This is a genomic window from Serratia sp. Sp408 (assembly GCF_057180665.1).
The window spans coordinates 73582-94357 of the sequence record NZ_JBXUFT010000004.1 but is presented as its reverse complement, the minus strand read 5'-3'; the positions used below and the strand labels follow the sequence as shown (position 1 = coordinate 94357).

Sequence of the window (20776 nt, the reverse complement as noted above, 5' to 3'; positions counted from 1 at the left end):
CGCGAACGGCATAAAAAACCCGCCAATCGGCGGGTTTTTCTTTATTCGTTCGACACTCAATTGGCTGAATCGATTTCATCCAGATCGCCCTGAATCGCCTTGGCGTTCGGGTTTTCTTCCGGCTTGAGTACGCCGCCGTTGGCCAGGAAGTCGTGACGCTGGAAGTAGGCTTCACGCATCATCAGGTACGGATCGGAAGAGTTGCGCAGCAGGCCGTCAGAATCCAACAGCTGAGCACGCGTTTCGATGCCTTCGACTACCCATTTACCGGCCGACATCCAGAAGGTCAGATAGCTCAGCATCGGATAGAGCTTATCAACCCATTCGCCGCCGTCTTCACGCAGGGTCCAACTGCCGTATCCCGGCAACTGCACGTAAGGGCCGTAACCAACGTCGTAATAACCCAGCGTACTGCCGAAGCGACGCGGCTCTTCACGCGCCAGTTTCGGGTTGGCCATGCCAGCCACGTCAATCAACCCACCCATGCCAAGCAGGGTATTGAGGAAGAAGCGGTTAAAGTGAATCATGGCTCGGTACGGTTCGCCACGCAGGAATTCGTTGACCATACTGGCCGGTTCTTCAAGGTTCGACGTGAAGTTGCTCAGACCGTTACGCGCCGGCATCGGCAGGTAATCACGCCAGGCGACCGCCACTGGACGCAGCAGATAAGGATCCAGTACGTTGTAGTTAAAATCGAACATGGTGCGGTTGAACCCTTCCAGAGGATCGGAACGCCCTTGAGGTTCATTCTCAGGGGTGCTGGCGCACCCGACGAGCAATACCGTTGCGAAAGCCAGCCCAGTCAGGCGAAAGTTCATACTTTTCTCCATAAACACAAATACGTTCAGTCTTCTTATCAAGGAACTTGCTTGTCTATCTGAACGCCAACCTGCCCTTTACCGCTAAAGCCCTGCACGGCGCTTTCACCAAACCAGTCTCCGGCCTGCGGCGTCGCCAGACCGTCGTGAGAGATGCGTACGCGTACCTTCACCTGCTGCAACGCCGAAAGCAGACGTTCCGGCATCATGGCATTACTGTCATCCAGCGAGAATGACAGCGGGAAGCGGCTCAGGGGCAATTGTTTTACGGCAACCGGTACCGGGCTGTTGCCGTCGGTAACCGAAATAATCAGCGTTCCTTGTTGTGGTAATGCCTTCGCTGCCTCTGGAGACAACGTCACATTGACAGCAAGTTTAACAGTTTCCTCGCCTGCCTGTATTTTTGCTTGTTCAATACTGCGCTTTAACACTTCGACACGTCGATCGTCGGCAGGCATCAATTTGAGCATCACCTGCCAGGCACCTATCGCCTGTTTATAATCACCCTGTTCAAAGGCATTAAACGCCAGCAGGCTCAGTACGCGCAGATCGGTATGATCTTCGGCGATCATCTTGCGTAACATTGCGGTCGCCTGTTTGTTATCCTCCGGATCGCTGGAGCGCGTCAAGACCTCGGCATAACCGAGCCGTACTTCCAGATTATTCGGATCCAACCGGTAAGCATGAGCAAATGCCTGCGTCGCGGTGGTGGCGTTATTCAGCGCCATGCCGACCCGACCGAGCATCATCCAGTCATGGATATTGCGATCGTCCTGTTGCAGCGCGGTACGCAGCCCCAAGCCCAGGCGGGCGATCTCTTCCATGCTCAGCGGCTTGGCGCGCTCATTCGCCACCCGCTCACGCAACTCCGGCATCTGCGCTTCGACCTGGTGCCAGGCAGCCACCTGCGCCAACCCGCCGGTTTTCAGATAAAAACCAACCGCCACCACCACTAATACCACCACGCCCGGTACCAGCGCCCAACGATTAATCGGCCGCGTCTGCGCGTCTTGCTGGCCGGGAATGTCGTCCAGCAAATTCTGCTGCAGTTCTTTGACCAGCTCCGGCCGCTCGGCTACCACGCCCTGTTGCTCGTCTCTTTCCAGTTCACCAAGACGATCGCGATAAAATACCGCGTTCAAGGCATCACGGCTGGTGACGGCATCCGCCTTGCCCTGCCGCATCGCCGGCACCACCAGCAACGCCGCGGCGCCGATCAGTAGTGCAATTATAATCAGCCAAAAAGCCATTAGGGTTTCTTCCTGTCAGTCTCTTTCAGCAGCGCCGCCAGACGCCGTTGCTCCTGCTCGGAGAATTGCTCATTGCTCCCGACGCCGCCCCGACGACGGCTGCGCATAATCACCACCGCGCCGCCAATCAGCACAAACAGCAACGGCCCTAGCCACAGGATCAGCGTTGCCGGCGTCACCGGCGGTTTATAGGTGACGAAATTGCCATAGCGAGCCACCATATAATCAATGATTTGCTGTTTGCTTTGCCCTTGCATCATCAATTCATACACTTTGGTACGCATATCCGCCGCGATGATGGCGTTGGAATCGGCAATGCTGTTGTTCTGGCACTTCGGGCAGCGCAGCTGTTCGGTCAACTCGCGATACTGCTGCTCCTGCTCTACCGAATTGAATCTGTAGGTATCAATGGCCGCCGCGGCGCTGTAACTGAATAACGCGACCAATATCAGCATCACAATCCTCATGCGTCCCCTCCGTACTTACGGTACAGCGGCAACACTTCCTGCTGCCAAACGCGTTGATTCATGTCACCGGCGTGGCGATAGCGAATGATGCCGTCGCCGTCGATCAGGAAAGTCTCAGGTGCGCCGTAGACCCCCAGATCCAGGCCCAGCATGCCGTTGCCGTCGAACAGGCTGAGCGCATACGGGTTACCCAGCGTGTTCAGCCAGGTCACCGCTTTGGCGCGATCGTCCTTGTAGTTCAAGCCAATCACCCGCACACCCTTGGCAGCCAGCGTATTGAGATACTGATGTTCGGCGCGGCAGGTCGGGCACCAGGTGGCCCATACGTTCAGCAGCATCGGTTTGCCGTTGCGCAGCACCGCCTGATCGTAGGTTTTGCCTGGCTGCTCGAGCGATTCCAACGTAAAGGTCGGCACCGGCTTACCGATCAGCGCCGACTCCAACATAGTCGGGTCCTCACCGCCGGCATTGCGCGTTAGCTGCACCATAAAGGCCGCTACCAGCAGCAGAAACAGAATCAGAGGAATAAACAGCAGTTTGCGCTTCATGCCTGCGCCTCCCGTTTGCCTTCACGCGCCAATTTCTTCTTCATGCGGTAACGTGGATCAACAATGCACAGCAGGCCGCCAATCGCCATAAACACCCCGCCGAACCAGATCCAGCGAACAAACGGTTTGTAGTACAGACGCACCGCCCATGAGCCATCGTCCAGCTCTTCGCCGAGTGCGGCATACAGATCGCGGCTAAAGCCGCCGTCAATTGCCGCCTCGGTCATCATGCTGCGCGCCACGCTGTAATAGCGTTTTTCGGCGTGCAGCGTGGCTTCCGGCTTGCCGTTGCGCGTGACATCGATGATACCGACGCCACCCGTGTAGTTCGGCCCGCGAATGTCATACACATCGCGGAATACAAAGTGGTAGTTGTGGATGTCCACGCTATCGCCAGCCTTCATGCGCACATCGCGCTCAACGCTGTAATTCTGGCTGAAGGCGATGCCGATCACCGTCACCGCCACCCCGAGATGGCCAAGCACCATCCCCCAGTGGCTGCGGGAAAGCTGCGCCAGACCGCGCCAGAAACCGTGACGGTGAGTGGCGCGCTCATGCAACTCCATCAACGTCAGCACGATGACCCAAATGGCCATGATCAGCCCGACCACCGTCATGCCGGCGATGCTGTCCTGCAGCAACCACGGCAGCGCGATCGACAGCACCAATGTGACCAGCAGCGCCATGCCCAGGCGGCGCCACAGTTTGCTCGGCTCATCGCGACGCCAGCGCACCAACGGCCCAATCCCCAGCAGTAGCGCCAGCGGCGCCATCAGCCAGGTGAACATGGTGTTGAAGAACGGTTCGCCGATCGAAATACTGCCTAGCCCCAGTTGCTTGTGCACCAACGGCAACAACGTACCGAGCAGCACCACCAGCATTGCGGCGATCAGCAATACGTTGTTGCCCAGCAGGAAGGTCTCGCGTGAAAACGTCTCATGCTGTACCCGGCTGCGCACCTGCCCGCCCTTGAAGGCGTACAGCAGCAGCGAACCGCCAATAACGATCACCAGATAAGCAAGGATAAACATGCCGCGCGCCGGATCCGATGCGAACGAATGCACCGAGACCAGCACGCCGGAGCGTACCAGGAAGGTGCCCAGCAGGCAGAGTGAGAATGCGGTAATCGCCAGCAGCACGGTCCAGGCCTTGAAGGTGCCGCGTTTTTCGGTCACCGCCAGCGAGTGAATCAGCGCGGTGCCGGCCAGCCAAGGCATGAACGAGGCGTTTTCCACCGGGTCCCAGAACCACCAGCCGCCCCAGCCCAGTTCGTAATAGGCCCAGGCGGAGCCCAGCACGATACCGAGGGTCAGGAATACCCACGCCGCGGTAGTCCACGGACGTGACCAACGTGCCCAGGCGGTGTCTAGCCGCCCGGCCATCAGCGAGGCAATGGCAAAGGCGAACGCCACCGAGAAACCGACGTAACCCATATACAGCAACGGCGGGTGGAAAATCAGCCCGATATCCTGCAACAGCGGATTGAGGTCGCGCCCGTCAATCGGGAAGTCTGGCAAGGTGCGCGTGAAGGGGTTCGAGGTCATGATGATAAACAGCAGGAAACCGGCGGTAATCATCCCCATCACCGACAGCACGCGCGCCACCGCATCCTGCGGCATCGAACGGCTGAACAGTGCCACCGCCAGTGACCAGCAGCTCAGCAGCAGCACCCACAATAGCAGTGAACCTTCGTGCGCCCCCCAGGTGGCGGCGATGCGGTAATACACCGGCAACTGGCTGTTGGAGTTGGCCGCGACATAGGCGACGGTAAAGTCATTCACCACAAACGCGTAAACCAGGCAGAAGAACGCCAGACCGATGGCGACAAACATGCCATAGGTCAGTGGACGAGCCACCGCCATCATGCGCCGATCCTGCCGCGACGCCCCCCACTGTGGATAAATACTCAGCAGCAGCGATACCGCCAGCGCCAGACATAACAGAAAACTCCCGATTTCCGGCATCATGACTTGCTGCCCTCCTGCGGAGCGGCGTAGGCCGAAGCCGGGCCCTGGTGATTTTCTTTCATCGCGTCGGCCACTTCTGGCGGCGTGTATTTTTCATCATGCTTCGCCAGCACCTCTTTAGCTTGCACCACGTTGCCCGCAGCCAGCACTCCTTGAGCCACTACGCCCTGCCCTTCACGGAACAGATCCGGCAAGATGCCGACGTAGGTGACGTCGATAGCGCCGCGCGCGTCGTAGATTTTAAAACTGACCTGTAGCGTTTGCTGATCGCGTTTAACCGAGCCCGGCATCACCATACCGCCGATACGCAGGCGCTGGCCGACCTCCGGCTTCTGGTGGTTTTCACCCTTGCCCTGCAAAATTTCGCTCGGGGTATAAAACAGATCGATATTCGATCGCAGCGCATACAGCGCCAGCGCTGCGGTCAACGCAACGCCGATCAGGACGACAATCGCCAGATACAGGCGACTTTTACGACGTGGATTCACAATGATTTCTCCCGCGGCTTGGCGGATGGCGCGATGGCGTTGTTATGCTGCTGTTGCGATTGGCGAATGCGGCGCTCACGCGCCTGACGACGGCTGACATCCTCCAGCAGTTGCCGACGCTGCCACCAGGTATGCAGCATCAGCGCCAATAACGGGATCAGGGTAGCGGCCACCGCCAACCAGACGTAGAAGGCATAGCCGCCCATGGCGAAGAAGGCCTGCCAGGAATCGAATGCGCTATAACTCATGGCTGACGCTCCTTGTTCACCAGGTTGGCGACCCATGGACGGTGGCGTTCCTGCAGCAGAATCAGGTTACGCAGGCGCATCAGCGTCAGGGTCACGAAGAACAGCAGATAACCGAGGATCGCCCAGCGCAGCGGGGTGCGCATACTGGGTGCGATGCTTTGCTGCATATTGGTCGAACCCTGGTGGAGCGTGTTCCACCATTCGACAGAGAAATGGATAATCGGAATATTGACCACGCCGACCAACACCAGGATTCCGGCTGCCCGGCCTGCCAGACGGCGGTCTTCAAAGGCGTTATACAGGGCAATGATACCCATATAAAGGAACAGCAACACCAGTTCCGAGGTCAGGCGCGCGTCCCAGACCCACCAGGTGCCCCACATCGGCTTGCCCCAGGCGGAGCCGGTGACCAGGGCAATAAAGGTGAACACCGCGCCCACCGGCGCCATCGCCGCCACCACGCTGTCCGACATCTTCATCTGCCATACCAGGCCAATAAATGCCGCCACCGCCATTGAGGCATAGATGCCCATCGACCACATGGCGGCAGGTACGTGAATATACATGATGCGAAAGCTGTCGCCCTGCTGATAGTCTTTGGGCGCAAAGCCAAAGCCCCACACCCAGCCAATCAGCAGACATGCCGCGCCGGCCATGCCCAGCCAGGGGACAAAGCGCCCGCAGACATGGTAGAGCCGCTCAGGCCTGGCAAATTGATGTAACCATTTCCACATTGTTGTCATTGCTCACGATAAATGAAAATCCGGTCCGCCTTGCGCCGGCAAAGCGGTGAAAAAGCATCTTGGCTGCAACGTTCTTGGCGACGTTATTCAGCGCATCATACGGTTGGCTAGTGCACGCTAACCCGAAGCGCCGCCGCCGTGGCAAAAGGCGCCAACGTCATGCTGCCCGCCAGTATCGCACCGAGGATCGCCAGATAACCGTCAATCGGCATGTTCATCGCAGCGGCATCAATAGCGCCGGTGGCAAAAATCAGCACCGGAATATATAACGGCAGCACCAGCAGGCTGAGCAGCACTCCTCCCTTACGCAAGCCCACGGTCAGGCCTACGCCAATGGCGCCGATCAGGCTGAGCGTCGGGGTGCCCAACAACAAAGTCAAGGCCACCGCCAGCCAACTATTGAAGTCCAGCGACAGCAGTAACGCCACCAAGGGCGACAAAATCAACAATGGCAGGCCGGTCACTACCCAGTGAGCACATACTTTGCCTAACACCGCGATCGGCAGCGGCGTCGGCAACAGCAACAGTTGCTCTAGTGAACCATCCAGCAGGTCATCACGAAACAGCCTTTCCAGCGACAGCAGCGAAGCCAGCAATGCCGCCACCCAGATGATCCCCGGGGCAATCCGCGCCAGCAACTGTGGTTCGGGGCCAACGCCCAGCGGAAACAGCGTAATGACGATCAAAAAGAACCACAGCGGGTTAACTATTTCCGCGCCTTTGCGAAAGGCGATTTTCAATTCGCGGCGTACCAGGGTCAAAAACATCAGACGTGCTCCCCGCCCGCATCAACCAGTCGAATTTTCTCTACCGCCTGGGTAGTACCGACCACATCCTGATGGGAGGTCAACAATACCATGCCCCCCTGCTGCGCATGTTGATCAAAAAGGCGAATCAATTCAGTTACACCCTGCTTGTCGATAGCCGTCAGCGGCTCATCGAGGATCCACAACGGGCAGTCGCTCAACCACAGTCGCGCCAGCGCGACTCGCCGTTGCTGACCGGCAGAAAGCTGCCCAACCGGCAAGTCTTCGTACCCCACCAAGCCCACCTGCTCCAGCGCCTGCCAGATAGCCTGGCCGTCGGTAGCGCGCCGTACCTGCTGATAAAAACGCAGGTTTTCAAACGGCGTCAGCATGGCATTGATGCCGGGATGGTGCCCCAGATACAGCAGCTCCCAGTGATAACGTTCGCGGCTGCGCAGCGTGCTTTCACCGCGCCACAGCACCTCACCGCCGTCAGGCCGCGCCAACCCGGCGAGAATATGCAACAGGCTGGTTTTGCCCGCGCCGTTGGCACCTTCAATCTGGACAATTTCTCCCGAACTTAGCGAAAAACTCAGCCCGCTAAACAGAACGCGTTCATCGCGGACACAACTCAGGTTTCTGACTTCCAGCATCAGGTGACTCGACAGTTTTCGTTGGGAATGCGAATCATAGCATAAGCGACAGAGCGCACGTAGCCTGCCAAAGCCCGCTCAACTACTCCAATGGGGGTAATATCCTGTACCAGATCAATAATGCGTAGAAAAAAACGCCTCGGTTAAAATCTTGTTACTTTTTATTGCAATAGCGACTGTCACTTTCAGCCGCACGCAACGGCAACTACGCTTGAATCATCAACGTGATTTTTGCTGCCTGAGGGAACTGAAGATGAGCGATAAACCGAATCTCGGATTGGATGATGAGAAACGCGGCGACAAAGGTGAGGTCAAGGTCGAAAGCAAAGAACAGGAACAGGGCAAGGCAGAAATAGAAGTCGATGAGGAAAAACTGCCGTCACGCGCTGCGGCCGTGCATGAGCAAATCCGCATGGAAGGGGAAAAGGAGCTGGAGCGCGATTGGCTGGCGCTGTTATGGTCAGCGGTGGCGGCCGGACTGTCGATGGGGGCGTCGTTAATGGCCAAGGGCATCTTCCACGCCCGATTGCCGGACGATCCCAGTCGATTTTTCATCGAGAATATCGGTTACACCTTCGGTTTTGTCATCGTGATCATGGCGCGCCAGCAGCTGTTCACTGAAAATACCGTCACCGCGGTGTTGCCAATCATGCATAAACCCACGCCGAAAAACTTCCTGATCCTGTTCCGGTTATGGAGCGTGGTGCTGCTGGGCAACCTGATTGGCACCGGGCTGGCCGCTGAAGCGTTTATCCAGCTTCCGCTGTTCGACGACGCCACGCGTCAGGCGTTTACCGACCTCGCCAAGGAGGTAATGCAAAATAGTCCCGAAGAAATGTTTGCCAACGGCATTTTGGCCGGCTGGATCATCGCCACCATGGTCTGGATGTTTCCGTCGTCTGGCGCCGCCAAGATCTGGGTGATCGTGCTGATGACCTATCTGGTCGCCATCGCCGATCTGACGCACATTGTGGTGGGCTCGGTGGAGATACTGTATCTGGTGTTCAGCGGCGCTCTCCCCTGGCAGGATTTTTTCTATCCGTTCGCGATCCCGACGCTGGCGGGCAACATCATCGGCGGATCGTTTATCTTTGCGCTGATCAGCCACGCGCAGATCCGTAACGACATGAGCAACAAAGCCAAAGCCAGGCGTGAAGCCGAACGGGCAAAGGCACAGCGAGACGCCGACCCGGCCAACAAACCCTGACGCCCTCCCTCGCCAAGCGGCAAAAACATGGCCAATTGGTGAGGGATTGAGCAAACGAACCGCTAAGCGCTTATTCTGCGACGAAAAAAGGGTATAATACTCCCGCTCGCGGCGTCTCCGTAGTTAAACGGATATAACAAGCCCCTCCTAAGGGCTAGTTACTGGTTCGATTCCAGTCGGGGACACCATTTTCTGCTTTACCAATCTTTGCCGCCGACTCCCCCTGTTGAGCCACCGCCTGCGGCAACGGTCTTCTGGCCCATACCAGTCATCAATTGCAAGCGGGATTTATTGACGGCAAGCGCTGCCCCGGAGAACTACAGGTCGTCGAATGAGTACCGGTAATCACTGACGTTCACGCCGACCCGCGATAAAAAATGCCGCTCATGAGTCAACCGCAGTAGCCTGTGCGTCGGGCGCCAAACATTGTGCTGTTTACTGCTCCCTAGTCACTCTTATCTGTAGCCAGCAGGCCGGACTGCCGTATCCATTCATTGAGTTTATCGCCATCCGTTTGAGATACCATCTGACTCTCTGCCAATGCTTTTACTATCAAGACATATCTGTGTACGTCAGCGGAAAATATCGCTTTATTGATCTGATAAAGAGCCAACAGGCCTTTTACCAAGCGGAGTTGTACCTCGATAAGCGCCGCCCCGTCACGTGCTACAGGATTAAAAATGTCATCGAACAGGTCTGCGGTCAAAATCGGCTTTACGTAGATGTTCGGATAGATGACCTCTTCCCGTTGTGGCGTTTTATCACCCCACATCGCTAACAGCCTCACGGCACGGCCAATGACATCAATTGCTGTTCCAGGGTCATTAACCGCTGGGGACAATGCTCTTGAGGCTATTTCGGCCAACACCGACAAACCAAAGCGGGGATCTTGATCAAATGAACGCTCCGTACTGATAGTGATGGCGCGCAAGAATGCTTCCGTCTCGATGTTTCGATGAGACGAGCACAGCAAAGCCACCGGTTGCCCCGGATGCACAAACGCCCCGGTCTGACATGCTAAATAGAGTTCACCTTCAATACTCTGAACGTAATCATCAAGTATCTGCATATCAATATGTTGTATATAGCCGATGTCCTGCGGATATATCGCCAGTGCATCCTGAGGGAGGTGAATATGTGAAGACCAGGGATTGGCACCCAGATACGGTATGTTTATACGGCTTTCAAGTGCTTTTCGCGTAGCATCTTCTACCCGTGAAGTCGTTTCACCAACGCGTCCAAGCAGCGAGAGATGCTGGATCCAGCGTAATAGCGTGATGATGATCAGAGCGATAACGGCCAGTGTCACCACAAAGAGAACCACACGGCCCTGCTCTCCATAGGCTCCCATGCTGAGTGCAATAATGCCCACTAGGCTGAATAAGAAGGAGCCTATAAAGGTCGCCAGTACGTTTTGCGTGGTGCTGTCTTCCATCACCAAACGTGTCGCACGAGGCGTAACGCTGGTGGTTGCCGAACTGTATGCTGATACCATGATATTCAGTGAGAACGTGGTTACCGCCAGCATACTGGACGCCAATATGTTGAGAATATTATCAACCGCATCGGCTCCAACCACCCCACCGATACTGGCGGGAATAATCGGTTTAAGCACAATGGAAACTAATGCCGAAATCACGGCAAGCAGAGCAAATAAGCAGGTACGGAACCATAACTTGCGCGTTAACTGGCTAAATAACCAATGCCACTTCGACATTATTCGCATTCCTTTGTCCGATCGTGTTACCTACTATAGCTTATGTATTTATGCATTTTCTGAATTCCATTCCCATCGTTACATCACTTCCTGTACCCTAATGCCAACATGTCACGCGGTCGCCGCACCGTCCTTTCAGCCGCAGTTTCCCATTTGGATACGCCATGACCCATGATTACCCTGCCAGCTACGCCTTCGACGACGAAAGCGATGCCTGGCACATTACCTTTCGCGATTTCCCACAGCAGCAGGCGGCTTGCTATAGCCATGATGACATTGAGCTGGAGGCGCAAGAAAGCCTGCTGATCGCCATCGCCAACGAAATGGCCGAGCGCCGCCCGTTACCGCCTGCCTCCCCCCCACGGCTCGACGAGATCGCCATTCATCTGCCGGTGCTGGTGGCGCTGAAACTGGAACTGCACAATATCATGCTGGCGCAAACGACCTCCAAAGCCGATCTGGCGCGCAAACTGGGTTACAACGCGGCGCAGATCGATCGCCTGCTGGATATTAGCTACGCCTCCAAGGTGGAAGCGCTGGAGCAAGCGCTGTACCTGCTGGGCCATGAAGTCCGGCTGGCGGTAACCGCAATCAGCGGAAAATAAATATTCTCGCGGCGGGCTAAATATTCTCCGTTTTACGCCGATGTAATCGCTACCCAATAACAATAAAGGTAGTTAAGGCCAAAATGGAGTGGAGCCGCCGTAATATCTGGTGCGTTATTCTGCTGACGTGCCTTGTCTTCTGGGTCATGCTGCTAGTCGGCCTCAACGCCGTCGCCTAAGCCTTCCCCACCCAATCTGCAAACATGACAAAGCCCGCATTGCGGGCTTTATTGCCTGTGGTTGAAAAAAGCGGATAAAAATAAAAAGCGTTTAAAAACAGCAAGTAGTGGTTAAATAATGCGCAAAAAGTGTGATCAAAAACACAGTATTGAAATCAAGCGTGAATTGGGAGTACATTAGCGCCGATCCTGTCGTGGTTGCAGCCCTGTCTGCAGCAAGAGAAACGCGACGACCGGGATGCCGCTAATTCAAGCCGTTGTTGTTATTGATAAACAACCCGCTGATGCTGATTGGCATTCCTTATAATACTCAGCACAACAATCGGGATCGTTGGCTTGCGAGGAACTCCATAGGGGAGTGATTTGTGAAATATTTTCTGATGGGTGTATCATTCATGCTGGTTGCATGGGTCGGCACTTTCATGCTGATGGTTGCCTAACGGTAACCGTACCGGGAACATAGACAAAGGGGCGCTGATGCGCCCCTTTGTTGTTTTACCGCCGCCTGGCGGTTTATTTCACTACGCTTTTCGCCGCCTTGACCGATGGCGCAATCAGCCCATCGGCACGGAACATCGCTTTGATGCCCCGCACCGCCTGCCGGATCCGATCCTGATTTTCGATCAGGGCAAACCGCACGTGATCGTCGCCGTAGTCGCCGAAACCAATGCCCGGCGATACGCAGACTTTGGCCTCCGCCAGCAGGCGCTTGGCAAATTCCAGCGATCCGAGGTGCGCATAAGGCTGCGGGATTTTCGCCCACACGTACATGGACGCTTTCGGGTTAGCCACCATCCAGCCCGCTTCGTGCAGGCCTTTGACCAGTACATTGCGACGCTGACGATATTGTTCGGCAATATCGCGCACGCATTGCTGATCGCCTTCCAGCGCGGCAATCGCCGCCACCTGCAGTGGCGTAAAGGTGCCGTAGTCGTGATAACTCTTGATACGCGCCAGCGCGCTCACCAATTCCGGGTTGCCGACCATAAAGCCGATACGCCAACCGGCCATGTTGTAACTTTTCGACAGGGTAAAGAACTCCACCGCAATGTCCTTGGCGCCGGGCACCTGCATGATCGATGGCGCTTTCCAACCGTCATAAACGATGTCGGCGTAGGCCAGATCGTGGATCACCAGCACGTTGTACTGCTTCGCCAGTTCCACCACCCGCTCAAAGAAATCCAGCTCCACGCACTGCGCGGTCGGGTTGGAGGGGAAACCGAGGATCATCATTTTTGGCCGTGGAATGGTTTCGCGGATCGCGCGTTCCAGCTCGCCAAAGAAGTCGCCGCCCTCCACCAGCGGCACCGAACGCACCTGCGCGCCGGCGATCACCGCACCGTAAATATGGATCGGATAGCTTGGGTTCGGCACCAGCACGGTATCGCCGTGATCGAGCGTCGCCAGCATCAGGTGCGCCAGCCCCTCTTTCGAGCCAATGGTAACAATGGCTTCGTCTTCCGGATCGATTTCCACCTGATAGCGTTCGGCATACCAGCGTGAAATAGCACGGCGCAGACGCGGAATGCCGCGCGACGTTGAATAACCATGGGTATCGTCACGCTGCGCCACGGTACACAGTTTCTCAACGATGTGCGGCGGCGTCGGGCCATCGGGGTTGCCCATGCTGAAATCGATAATATCCTCGCCGCGACGGCGTGCGGCCATCTTTAATTCGGCGGTGATGTTGAATACATAAGGGGGAAGACGTTCAATACGCGTAAAGCGGCGTGGACTGTTATTGTCAGCCATAGGATCCTCGAAGATACGTTAGCGCCCGGACCGTCCGAGCGACGCTGGCCAATTTTTGGCCTGACGACGAACATATCGCAGCGCCGACAGGCTGTCGAGTCTCCTTGCGCAATTTTTTTACTTTTTGGCAACGGCGTATTCGCTGGCCAGCAAGCCCAGTTGCCAGTCGTTATACCATTGCCCTGCCAGACGGAAATTATCACGCAGCGTGCCTTCAAGCTGAAAACCACAGCTTTCCAGCAGACGTCGTGACGCCATGTTGCCTTCGGTTACCGTGGCGTTGAGCTTGTGAAAGCCACAGGCGTTGAACGCAAAGTCCATCAGCTTGCGCAGCAATTCCTTACCGTAGCCTTTGCCCTGACCCGCCGGCAGGCTGGCAAAGCCCACCTCCGCCTGCTGAAACGGCAACCATTCGGCACGAAAGCCGGTCAGCCCCAGCGCAGCGCCGCTGGCCTTTTCACGCATCACCAGACACAGCCAGTGTTGGCTGTGTTTGTTCCAGGCCGGTAATCGGCCGGCAAAGCGCGCATGGATTTCCGCCTCATCCAGCGGATCGGCCAAATAACGAATCACCTGTGGATCACGATACAGCTGCAAGAACAGCGGCCAGTCCTCTTCAGTCAGGCTGTGCAGCGTCAGCCGTTCTGTTTCCAGTTTCATGCTACACCTCCGAAATGCGAAAAAGAGGAAGTTACGAATGAAAGCTAACCCTTTATTTTCCGCAATTAAATTTAGATAATCGTTAACGTCAAAACAACAAAACCATAACCCTTTACCCCGGTATCCGACAATACCTGTCGCCGTCGCTGGCGACATGAGGAGAACATCATGGCAACACTGGTCATTGACGATATTCCAACCGCCATTAAACACGTCAAACAGCAATTGCGTCAGGCTTTGCCCAACTATCACGAGGTTTTCCTGACGCTGGAGGATAACATCCGCCAACAGGTGGAACAGATCCGCAGTGAACTGGCCGCCGGGCAGAATCCGGTACCGCAGCTAGACGCGGAAGACATTCTGCAACAGCGCGTCAGCCAACGGCAGATAGCCTTGATCAAGCAACGCGGCGCCTGCGCCATTCGCGGCGTTTTTCCTCGCGAGCAGGCCGCTGGGTGGAACCGCGACATTGGTGACTATCTCGAGCACAATAACTTCGTCGAACGACTGAAAAACGCCGCCGAAGACAACTACTTTGGCAAGCTGGCCGCCAGTAAACCGCAAATTTACGGCATTTACTGGTCGAAGCCGCAGGTCGAAGCACGTCAGGATCAACGTATGCATGCGGTGCAAGTGTTCCTCAACAGCCTGTGGGAAACCGAAAGCAACGGCAAACAACATTTTGATCCGCAGCGCGTCGTTACCTACGCCGATCGCACGCGCCGCCGCCCACCCAATTCGTCCTCACTCGGCCTGTCGCCGCACGTCGACAGCGGCACTATCGAACGCTGGCTGGATGAAAATTTCCGCTACGTTTACCGCCACGTTTTTTCCGGCGATTGGCAACAATACGATCCGTTTGCCGCCGACGGCCGCACCGCAGTGCGTGAAATCGCCTCGCCGGCGGTCTGTTCGATGTTCCGCACCTTCCAGGGCTGGACCGCGCTGACACCGCAGCGCACCAATGCCGGCACGCTGAATCTGGTGCCGATCGCCAATGCCATGGCCTATATCTTGCTGCGCGCCCTGCAAGATGACGTCGCCGACGACGATCTGTGCGACGCCGCGCCGGGCCGTGCCTTGTCGATTGCCGAAAAATGGCATCCTCTTTTACTGCAAGGGATTTCCCCTATTCCCGATTTAGAGCCCGGTGATACGGTATTCTGGCACTGTGACGTGATCCATGCGGTGGAAAACCAGCACAACGGTGAATTCGACAGCAACGTGATGTACATCGCCGCCGCGCCAGGCTGTGAGAAAAACGACGCCTATCTGCAACGCCAGTTGCCAAGCTTCCTGGCGGGCCGCACGCCTCCAGACTTTGCCCCGGATGATTTCGAGGTGGACTTTGTCGGTCGGGCAACCGAGGCATTGCTCACGCCGTTGGGCAGAGCGCAACTGGGCTTCAAATAACCGCACCCGCGCGCTGACTGCCAGCCGGCGCGCGGTTTTCCCCTCTGGCGGCCGGCCGCGTATCCACCCGCTGCGGCACGTGCCGCTTCAGCCCTGACAGGCCGTGGCGGTTCTGGGCGTCGCCCGCGCTGTGATATACTTGCCGCATCTTTTCGCCGCAGCGAGTACCCGTTGTGCACTCAGTTTTTGAAATGCTGTTAGCGGTGTTCGATCGCGCCGCGCTGATGTTGATTTGCCTGTTTTTCCTCACCCGCACCCGGCAGTTCCGGCAATTGCTGCAAAAAGAGGACCATACGCCGCTGGAACTGGCGGCGGTCACCGCCATCTTTTCGCTGTTCGCCATTTTCAGCACCTATTCCGGTATTAACGTCGAAGGATCGCTGGTCAACGTGCGCGTTATCGCCATCATGGCGGGCGGCATCCTGTTCGGCCCCTGGGTGGGGATCGTCACCGGCATCATCGCCGGCACCCACCGCTATCTGATCGATATCGACGGCATTACCTCGGTTCCCTGCCTGATCACCAGCATCATCGCCGGTATCTGCGCGGCGTACATTCACTTGAAGATCAACAAGCAACAGCGTTGGCGGGTGGGTATCCTCGGCGGCATGCTGTGCGAAAGTCTGACCATGCTGTTGATCGTGCTGTGGGCCAGACCCACCGAGCTCGGGCTGGATATCGTGGCGAAAATCGCCCTGCCGATGATCCTCGGCACCGTCTGTATTGGTCTGATCGTGCTGCTGGTGCAAAGCGTCGAAGATGAAAAAGAGGTGATCGCCGCGCGGCAGGCCAAGCTGGCGCTGGATATCGCCCGTAAAACGCTGCCGTACTTTCGTAATTTCAACAGTGAATCGCTGACCACCATCTGTGAAATCATCCGCCGCGATATTCAGGCTGATGCGGTGGCGATGACCGATACCCAACGCGTGCTGGCCTACGTTGGCATTGGCGAAGAACATTATCCGGTTGGCCGTGAGAGCCTGAGCCGCGTCACGCGTGAAAGCCTGCGCCACGGCAAGATCATCATAAAAAACAACCTGGAGAACCCGGCGACGCCGCAGATACATTCACAGTTGGTGATCCCGCTCTGGGAAAAGGGCGAGGTCAGCGGCACGTTGAAAATCTACTACTGCCACGCCCACCAGATCACCAACACGCTGAAGGTGATGGCGGTCGGGCTATCGCAGATTATCTCGACCCAAATGGAAGTATCACGCATTGAACAGCTGCGCCAAATGGCCGACAAAGCCGAAATGCGCGCACTGCAAAGCAAGATCAACCCGCACTTTCTGTTTAACGCGCTGAACGCCATTTCGTCATCGATTCGCATCAACCCGGACATCGCGCGTCAGTTGATCATCAACCTGTCGCGCTATCTGCGTTACAATCTGGAGCTCAGCGACGAACTGATTGATATCCGCAAGGAACTGCACCAGATCCAGGATTATATCGCCATCGAGCAGGCGCGTTTCGGCAGCAAGCTGACGGTGATTTATGACGTGGACGACGATATTGCGGTGCGCATCCCCAGCCTGCTGATCCAGCCATTGGTGGAAAATGCCATTGTGCACGGCATACAGCCCTGCAAAGGCAAGGGTGTGGTGGTGATCGCGGTAAAAGATTTGGCTGACCGAGTCAGGATTTCGGTAAAGGATACCGGTAACGGCATCAGTCAGGAGGTCATCGACCGCGTGGCGCGCAACGAAATGCCTGGCCATAATATCGGCCTGCTCAACGTACATCATCGCGTATCGCTGCTGTATGGTGAAGGCTTGCAGATCCGGCGTCTGGAGCCGGGCACCGAAATTTCGTTTGTCATCACTAAAAACGGCAACAAGCTGCATCACGACGCTGCCGTATTACCGGCCGGGGAACATTGATGAAAGCCATAATTGTCGAAGATGAGTTTCTGGCACAGGAAGAGCTGCATTATCTGATCAAGAAACACAGCAACATCAGCATCGAAGCGACCTTCGAGGACGGGCTGGACGTGCTGAAATACCTGCAGAATCACCAGGTGGACGCCATTTTCCTCGACATCAACATTCCGTCGCTCGACGGTGTGCTGCTGGCGCAAAACATCAGCAAATTCGCGCACCGCCCCTCGATTATTTTCATCACCGCCTACAAGGAACACGCGGTAGAAGCGTTTGAGATCGAGGCCTTTGACTATATTCTCAAGCCCTATCACGAAGCGCGCATCATTACCATGCTGCAAAAACTCGAAGCCTTGCATCAGCGCCCCGCGACGGTAACGGCGCCGGAACAGACAGCGCCGGCCGGGCGCAGCAATTCCAGCATCAATCTGATCAAAGACGAGCGGATTATCGTCACCGATATTAACGAGATTTACTACGCCGCCGCCGATGAGAAAGTGACGCGCGTCTACACTCGCCGCGAAGAGTTCGTGATGCCGATGAACATTACCGAATTTTACAGCAGGTTGCCGGAAGAGCACTTCTTCCGTTGCCACCGTTCCTATTGCGTCAATCTGTCGAAGATCCGCGAAATCGTGCCGTGGTTTAACAACACCTATATTTTGCGGCTGAGCGATCTGGAATTTGAAGTTCCGGTCAGCCGCAGCAAGGTCAAGGAATTCCGCAAACTGATGCGTCTTTGATGTTTGCCGGCGCAGCCGCCTCGACGCTGCGCTGGTCTCCCCGCGGCCAATCCCCCCTGTAGCCCCTATCGCCAGCGTGCTGGTCGACAAAAATCGTCGCGATGTTTGATGTAGATCACATTACAAACGCGGCATTTCACCCCCTTTTGGGCGCTAAATCGGCAACTCAAGCATCTCCTGGTGCATTTCATTCCTTTGCTGGTGCAACTCATTCCCGATCCGCCAACCCGGGATATTGCCAGACTTATACTAAGCCCATTCCGCGGGAGCACAGCATACCCGCAAATTTACGGGCAACGCACACAGGAGAAACCGGCCATGACCAACAAACCGGTAAATCGCAGCTTCATCGTTTTTGGCACCATCGTTTGCCAAATGGGCCTTGGCACCATCTACACCTGGAGTTTATTCAACCAGCCGCTGGTCGATAAGTTCCACTGGGGCCTGGCCGATGTCGCCACCACCTTCTCCATCACCAGTTTCTTTCTGGCGTTTGCCACTCTGTTCGCCGGTAAATTGCAGGAACGCTTCGGCATTCGCAACCTGACGCTGGCGTCCGGCATCCTGGTAGGGCTGGGTCTGATTGCCAGCGCTCACGTCAGCTCGCTGGACATGATTTATCTGCTGGCCGGGGTCGTGGTGGGTTTCGCGGTCGGTATTGCCTATATTTCCACGCTGTCGAATCTGATCAAATGGTTCCCGGCCAACAAAGGGTTGATTTCCGGTATTTCAGTCGGCGCTTTCGGCAGCGGCAGCCTGCTGTTCAAATACGTCAACGCCACGTTGATCGCTGACGTTGGCGTGTCTGCCGCCTTCTTCTACTGGGGTGCGATCGTCATGGCGCTGATCGTGTTCGGCTCAATGTTGCTCAAAGAACCCGCCGCCAGCACATCGACCAATACCGCCGCCGGCCTGGGTAACAATTACAGCGTGCGCCAGATGCTGGCCACCAAAGAAGCCTACCTGCTGTTCGCGATTTTCTTCTCTGCCTGCATGAGCGGCCTGTATCTGATTGGCATCGTCAAGGACATGGGAGTGCAATTGGCGGGGATGGATTTGGCTACCGCCGCCAACACCGTTTCCGCCGTGGCTATCTTTAACACCGCAGGCCGCATCATTCTGGGCACCCTGTCGGATAAAGTTGGCCGCATGCGCGTTATCAGCTTCACCATGTTGGTTACCGTGCTGGCGATTGTCGCACTGAGCTTCTTTACCCTGAGCCACACCCTGTTCTTCCTGTGCGTCGGCGCGGTTGCCTTCTGTTTCGGCGGCAATATTACCGTCTTCCCAGCGATTGTCGGCGACTTCTTCGGTCTGAAAAACCACAGCAAAAACTACGGCATCATCTATCAGGGCTTTGGTCTGGGTGCGCTGGCCGGTTCGTTTATCGCCAAATACTTTGGCGGCTTCCATGCCACCTTCATGGTGATTGGCGTACTGTCGCTGGTATCGCTGCTGATTACGCTGTTTATCAGCGCGCCGCAGACGGCAACAGCAACAACCGACGACACCGCAACGCCGGAGCTGGCAAAAGCAGAACACGCCTGATTCATATCAACAGCAAACAGCCGGTCAGTGATGCTGACCGGCTGTTTGCTGATAGAGGATAACACCAGGAGGAACCTGTCAGCCCCTGTGACTACAGACGCATCCCCAGCGTTTGCCGCAGGTGAGCGCCAGCACCCAGCAACCCCGGCTGTGCGTGGGTGATCATAAACACCGGAATGTCGTGCACATAGTCCTTAAAGCGCCCCTTATCCTCAAACGCCGTACGGAAGCCGGACGCTTTGAAAAATTCCATAAAGCGCGGCACGATACCGCCGGCGATATACACGCCGCCAAAGGTGCCAAGACTCAATGCCAGGTTGCCGCCAAAGCGCCCAAGGATCACGCAAAACAGCGACAACGCGCGGCGGCAATCCGTGCAGCTGTCGGCTAACGCGCGCTCGGTCACGTCCTTCGGCGCCAGATTTTCCGGCATACGATCGTCCGCCTTGACGATCGCGCGGTACAAATTGACCAGCCCCGGTCCAGACAGCACCCGTTCGGCAGAAACATGGCCCACTTCGGCACGCAATACCTCCAGAATGATGTCTTCCTCTTCGCTGTTGGGCGCAAAGTCGACATGGCCGCCCTCACCCGGCAGGCTCAGCCAACGGCGGTCAACCTGTACCAGGTGCGCCACGCCCAGCCCGGTACCGGCACCGTACACCGCAATCGGCTTGTCCTGCTGCGCCTGACCGCCGCCAAACTGCATCACGTCGTCGGCGGTCAGCATCGGGATCGCCATTGAGACTGCGGTAAAATCGTTGATCACTTCCAGATGGTTCAGCCCCAGATTGGCCTTCATCTCTTTGATGGAAAACGCCCAGCTATGGTTGGTCATCGCCACCCAATCGTCGGTCACCGGGCAGGCTATGGCGATGCAGGCATCCTGTACTTCGGCCTGGTGTTCGACCAGATATTGGCGAATCACCGCTTCGAGGCTGTCGAACTCCAGGCCGGAATAGGTTTTCGCCTGGGTAATTTCACCCGTCGCGACAGTGCACAGCGCCAGGCGGGCATTGGTACCGCCAACATCACCTACGAGGGCATAGGTCATCAGTGTTTTCTCCGCAAAATTTAAGGGCAAATAGCAAACTGCACTCACTGTAAAATCCCGCCGAGAAAACAACAATCGTCATCGTTACGCTAA

At 56.4% G+C, this 20776-nt stretch carries 22 protein-coding genes and 1 tRNA gene; 8 read left to right on the top strand and 15 right to left on the bottom strand.

All coding sequences use genetic code 11. The features are described 5' to 3' along the window. Window positions 1–56 precede the first annotated feature (56 nt). From mlaA to ccmA, 10 genes are all read right to left on the bottom strand, one after another. Complete coding sequence (gene mlaA / locus AC2AXP_RS14480) at window positions 57–818, bottom strand: phospholipid-binding lipoprotein MlaA (RefSeq protein WP_039991866.1); 762 nt, start codon at window positions 816–818, stop codon at window positions 57–59. A 38-nt stretch (window positions 819–856) separates the two neighbouring features. Continuing rightward, window positions 857–2068: a c-type cytochrome biogenesis protein CcmI gene (ccmI, locus tag AC2AXP_RS14475; RefSeq protein WP_004960300.1), complete on the bottom strand. Its 1212-nt coding sequence runs from the start codon at window positions 2066–2068 to the stop codon at window positions 857–859. Next, the gene (locus AC2AXP_RS14470) at window positions 2068–2535 is read right to left on the bottom strand and encodes a cytochrome c-type biogenesis protein (RefSeq protein WP_004960297.1); all 468 of its coding nucleotides are present in this window, start codon (window positions 2533–2535) and stop codon (window positions 2068–2070) included. The genes ccmI and AC2AXP_RS14470 overlap by 1 nt, the downstream gene beginning before the upstream one ends. Beyond that, a complete protein-coding gene (locus tag AC2AXP_RS14465) occupies window positions 2532–3083 on the bottom strand; it encodes a DsbE family thiol:disulfide interchange protein (protein WP_004960296.1) in 552 nt (183 codons plus the stop codon). Before AC2AXP_RS14465 ends, AC2AXP_RS14470 begins: the two co-directional genes overlap by 4 nt. Beyond that, a complete protein-coding gene (locus AC2AXP_RS14460; protein ID WP_198773488.1) occupies window positions 3080–5050 on the bottom strand; it encodes a heme lyase CcmF/NrfE family subunit in 1971 nt (656 codons plus the stop codon). The genes AC2AXP_RS14465 and AC2AXP_RS14460 overlap by 4 nt, the downstream gene beginning before the upstream one ends. Next, complete coding sequence (ccmE, locus tag AC2AXP_RS14455) at window positions 5047–5538, bottom strand: cytochrome c maturation protein CcmE (RefSeq protein ID WP_004960289.1); 492 nt, start codon at window positions 5536–5538, stop codon at window positions 5047–5049. Before ccmE ends, AC2AXP_RS14460 begins: the two co-directional genes overlap by 4 nt. Continuing rightward, the gene (gene ccmD, locus AC2AXP_RS14450; RefSeq protein ID WP_004960287.1) at window positions 5535–5786 is read right to left on the bottom strand and encodes a heme exporter protein CcmD; all 252 of its coding nucleotides are present in this window, start codon (window positions 5784–5786) and stop codon (window positions 5535–5537) included. The genes ccmE and ccmD overlap by 4 nt, the downstream gene beginning before the upstream one ends. Continuing rightward, complete coding sequence (locus AC2AXP_RS14445) at window positions 5783–6520, bottom strand: heme ABC transporter permease (RefSeq protein ID WP_039991865.1); 738 nt, start codon at window positions 6518–6520, stop codon at window positions 5783–5785. Before AC2AXP_RS14445 ends, ccmD begins: the two co-directional genes overlap by 4 nt. A gap of 116 nt (window positions 6521–6636) precedes the next feature. Continuing rightward, window positions 6637–7296: a heme exporter protein CcmB gene (gene ccmB, locus AC2AXP_RS14440; protein WP_004960282.1), complete on the bottom strand. Its 660-nt coding sequence runs from the start codon at window positions 7294–7296 to the stop codon at window positions 6637–6639. Beyond that, window positions 7296–7928: a cytochrome c biogenesis heme-transporting ATPase CcmA gene (gene ccmA / locus AC2AXP_RS14435; RefSeq protein WP_484381774.1), complete on the bottom strand. Its 633-nt coding sequence runs from the start codon at window positions 7926–7928 to the stop codon at window positions 7296–7298. Before ccmA ends, ccmB begins: the two co-directional genes overlap by 1 nt. Window positions 7929–8181: 253 nt before the next feature. Here ccmA and AC2AXP_RS14430 point away from each other — a divergent pair, with 253 nt between their 5' ends. Next, the gene (locus tag AC2AXP_RS14430) at window positions 8182–9135 is read left to right on the top strand and encodes a formate/nitrite transporter family protein (protein WP_004960275.1); all 954 of its coding nucleotides are present in this window, start codon (window positions 8182–8184) and stop codon (window positions 9133–9135) included. Window positions 9136–9248: 113 nt separating this feature from the next. Next, a tRNA-Arg gene (locus AC2AXP_RS14425) sits at window positions 9249–9323 on the top strand. A gap of 257 nt (window positions 9324–9580) precedes the next feature. On the opposite strand, the gene AC2AXP_RS14420 is transcribed toward AC2AXP_RS14425, so the two are convergent. Further along, window positions 9581–10852 carry a DUF2254 domain-containing protein gene (locus tag AC2AXP_RS14420; RefSeq protein WP_227745700.1) on the bottom strand — a complete coding sequence of 424 codons (1272 nt, stop codon included), beginning with the start codon at window positions 10850–10852 and terminating at the stop codon, window positions 9581–9583. A gap of 164 nt (window positions 10853–11016) precedes the next feature. Between AC2AXP_RS14420 and AC2AXP_RS14415 the strand changes: the two genes are divergently transcribed. Next, complete coding sequence (locus AC2AXP_RS14415) at window positions 11017–11457, top strand: type II toxin-antitoxin system HicB family antitoxin (protein ID WP_004960265.1); 441 nt, start codon at window positions 11017–11019, stop codon at window positions 11455–11457. Between the two features lie 544 nt (window positions 11458–12001). After that, window positions 12002–12076: a membrane protein YpdK gene (gene ypdK, locus AC2AXP_RS14410; protein WP_099782600.1), complete on the top strand. Its 75-nt coding sequence runs from the start codon at window positions 12002–12004 to the stop codon at window positions 12074–12076. 73 nt (window positions 12077–12149) lie between these two features. Here the strand turns inward: ypdK and alaC are convergent, their stop codons facing one another. Further along, window positions 12150–13388, bottom strand: coding sequence for an alanine transaminase (gene alaC, locus AC2AXP_RS14405; RefSeq protein ID WP_004960262.1), 1239 nt, complete (start codon window positions 13386–13388; stop codon window positions 12150–12152). A 117-nt stretch (window positions 13389–13505) separates the two neighbouring features. Then, complete coding sequence (locus AC2AXP_RS14400; RefSeq protein ID WP_484381773.1) at window positions 13506–14048, bottom strand: GNAT family N-acetyltransferase; 543 nt, start codon at window positions 14046–14048, stop codon at window positions 13506–13508. 168 nt (window positions 14049–14216) lie between these two features. On the opposite strand from AC2AXP_RS14400, the gene AC2AXP_RS14395 reads away from it, so the two are divergent. Beyond that, window positions 14217–15461, top strand: a complete 1245-nt coding sequence (locus AC2AXP_RS14395) for a DUF1479 domain-containing protein (RefSeq protein ID WP_004960256.1) — start codon at window positions 14217–14219, stop codon at window positions 15459–15461. On the opposite strand, the gene AC2AXP_RS14390 is transcribed toward AC2AXP_RS14395, so the two are convergent. Further along, the gene (locus tag AC2AXP_RS14390) at window positions 15454–15609 is read right to left on the bottom strand and encodes a hypothetical protein (RefSeq protein ID WP_004960252.1); all 156 of its coding nucleotides are present in this window, start codon (window positions 15607–15609) and stop codon (window positions 15454–15456) included. The two genes, AC2AXP_RS14395 and AC2AXP_RS14390, sit on opposite strands and share 8 nt — an antisense overlap. A gap of 43 nt (window positions 15610–15652) precedes the next feature. On the opposite strand from AC2AXP_RS14390, the gene AC2AXP_RS14385 reads away from it, so the two are divergent. The 3 genes from AC2AXP_RS14385 to AC2AXP_RS14375 all read left to right on the top strand — a co-directional run bounded on the left by AC2AXP_RS14385 (window position 15653) and on the right by AC2AXP_RS14375 (window position 19629). Beyond that, the gene (locus tag AC2AXP_RS14385; protein WP_004960249.1) at window positions 15653–17341 is read left to right on the top strand and encodes a sensor histidine kinase; all 1689 of its coding nucleotides are present in this window, start codon (window positions 15653–15655) and stop codon (window positions 17339–17341) included. Then, a complete protein-coding gene (locus tag AC2AXP_RS14380) occupies window positions 17341–18081 on the top strand; it encodes a LytR/AlgR family response regulator transcription factor (protein WP_371901676.1) in 741 nt (246 codons plus the stop codon). The genes AC2AXP_RS14385 and AC2AXP_RS14380 overlap by 1 nt, the downstream gene beginning before the upstream one ends. A 318-nt stretch (window positions 18082–18399) precedes the next feature. After that, a complete protein-coding gene (locus tag AC2AXP_RS14375) occupies window positions 18400–19629 on the top strand; it encodes an L-lactate MFS transporter (protein ID WP_484381772.1) in 1230 nt (409 codons plus the stop codon). Between the two features lie 91 nt (window positions 19630–19720). Here AC2AXP_RS14375 and glk read toward each other — a convergent pair whose 3' ends face one another. Beyond that, window positions 19721–20686 carry a glucokinase gene (glk, locus tag AC2AXP_RS14370; protein WP_198773514.1) on the bottom strand — a complete coding sequence of 322 codons (966 nt, stop codon included), beginning with the start codon at window positions 20684–20686 and terminating at the stop codon, window positions 19721–19723. Window positions 20687–20776: the final 90 nt, after the last annotated feature.

What these genes read in the sequence shown, in the direction of transcription:
- mlaA (WP_039991866.1), bottom strand. Translation starts at nt 818, where the DNA reads ATGAACTTTCGCCTGACTGGGCTGGCTTTCGCAACGGTATTGCTCGTC.
- AC2AXP_RS14415 (WP_004960265.1), top strand. Translation starts at nt 11,017, where the DNA reads ATGACCCATGATTACCCTGCCAGCTACGCCTTCGACGACGAAAGCGAT.
- AC2AXP_RS14420 (WP_227745700.1), bottom strand. Translation starts at nt 10,852, where the DNA reads ATGTCGAAGTGGCATTGGTTATTTAGCCAGTTAACGCGCAAGTTATGG.
- AC2AXP_RS14470 (WP_004960297.1), bottom strand. Translation starts at nt 2,535, where the DNA reads ATGAGGATTGTGATGCTGATATTGGTCGCGTTATTCAGTTACAGCGCC.
- AC2AXP_RS14385 (WP_004960249.1), top strand. Translation starts at nt 15,653, where the DNA reads ATGCTGTTAGCGGTGTTCGATCGCGCCGCGCTGATGTTGATTTGCCTG.
- AC2AXP_RS14465 (WP_004960296.1), bottom strand. Translation starts at nt 3,083, where the DNA reads ATGAAGCGCAAACTGCTGTTTATTCCTCTGATTCTGTTTCTGCTGCTG.
- AC2AXP_RS14395 (WP_004960256.1), top strand. Translation starts at nt 14,217, where the DNA reads ATGGCAACACTGGTCATTGACGATATTCCAACCGCCATTAAACACGTC.
- AC2AXP_RS14400 (WP_484381773.1), bottom strand. Translation starts at nt 14,048, where the DNA reads ATGAAACTGGAAACAGAACGGCTGACGCTGCACAGCCTGACTGAAGAG.
- AC2AXP_RS14460 (WP_198773488.1), bottom strand. Translation starts at nt 5,050, where the DNA reads ATGATGCCGGAAATCGGGAGTTTTCTGTTATGTCTGGCGCTGGCGGTA.
- ccmA (WP_484381774.1), bottom strand. Translation starts at nt 7,928, where the DNA reads ATGCTGGAAGTCAGAAACCTGAGTTGTGTCCGCGATGAACGCGTTCTG.
- AC2AXP_RS14380 (WP_371901676.1), top strand. Translation starts at nt 17,341, where the DNA reads ATGAAAGCCATAATTGTCGAAGATGAGTTTCTGGCACAGGAAGAGCTG.
- ccmB (WP_004960282.1), bottom strand. Translation starts at nt 7,296, where the DNA reads ATGTTTTTGACCCTGGTACGCCGCGAATTGAAAATCGCCTTTCGCAAA.
- alaC (WP_004960262.1), bottom strand. Translation starts at nt 13,388, where the DNA reads ATGGCTGACAATAACAGTCCACGCCGCTTTACGCGTATTGAACGTCTT.
- AC2AXP_RS14445 (WP_039991865.1), bottom strand. Translation starts at nt 6,520, where the DNA reads ATGTGGAAATGGTTACATCAATTTGCCAGGCCTGAGCGGCTCTACCAT.
- ccmD (WP_004960287.1), bottom strand. Translation starts at nt 5,786, where the DNA reads ATGAGTTATAGCGCATTCGATTCCTGGCAGGCCTTCTTCGCCATGGGC.
- AC2AXP_RS14390 (WP_004960252.1), bottom strand. Translation starts at nt 15,609, where the DNA reads ATGCGGCAAGTATATCACAGCGCGGGCGACGCCCAGAACCGCCACGGC.
- AC2AXP_RS14430 (WP_004960275.1), top strand. Translation starts at nt 8,182, where the DNA reads ATGAGCGATAAACCGAATCTCGGATTGGATGATGAGAAACGCGGCGAC.
- AC2AXP_RS14375 (WP_484381772.1), top strand. Translation starts at nt 18,400, where the DNA reads ATGACCAACAAACCGGTAAATCGCAGCTTCATCGTTTTTGGCACCATC.
- ccmI (WP_004960300.1), bottom strand. Translation starts at nt 2,068, where the DNA reads ATGGCTTTTTGGCTGATTATAATTGCACTACTGATCGGCGCCGCGGCG.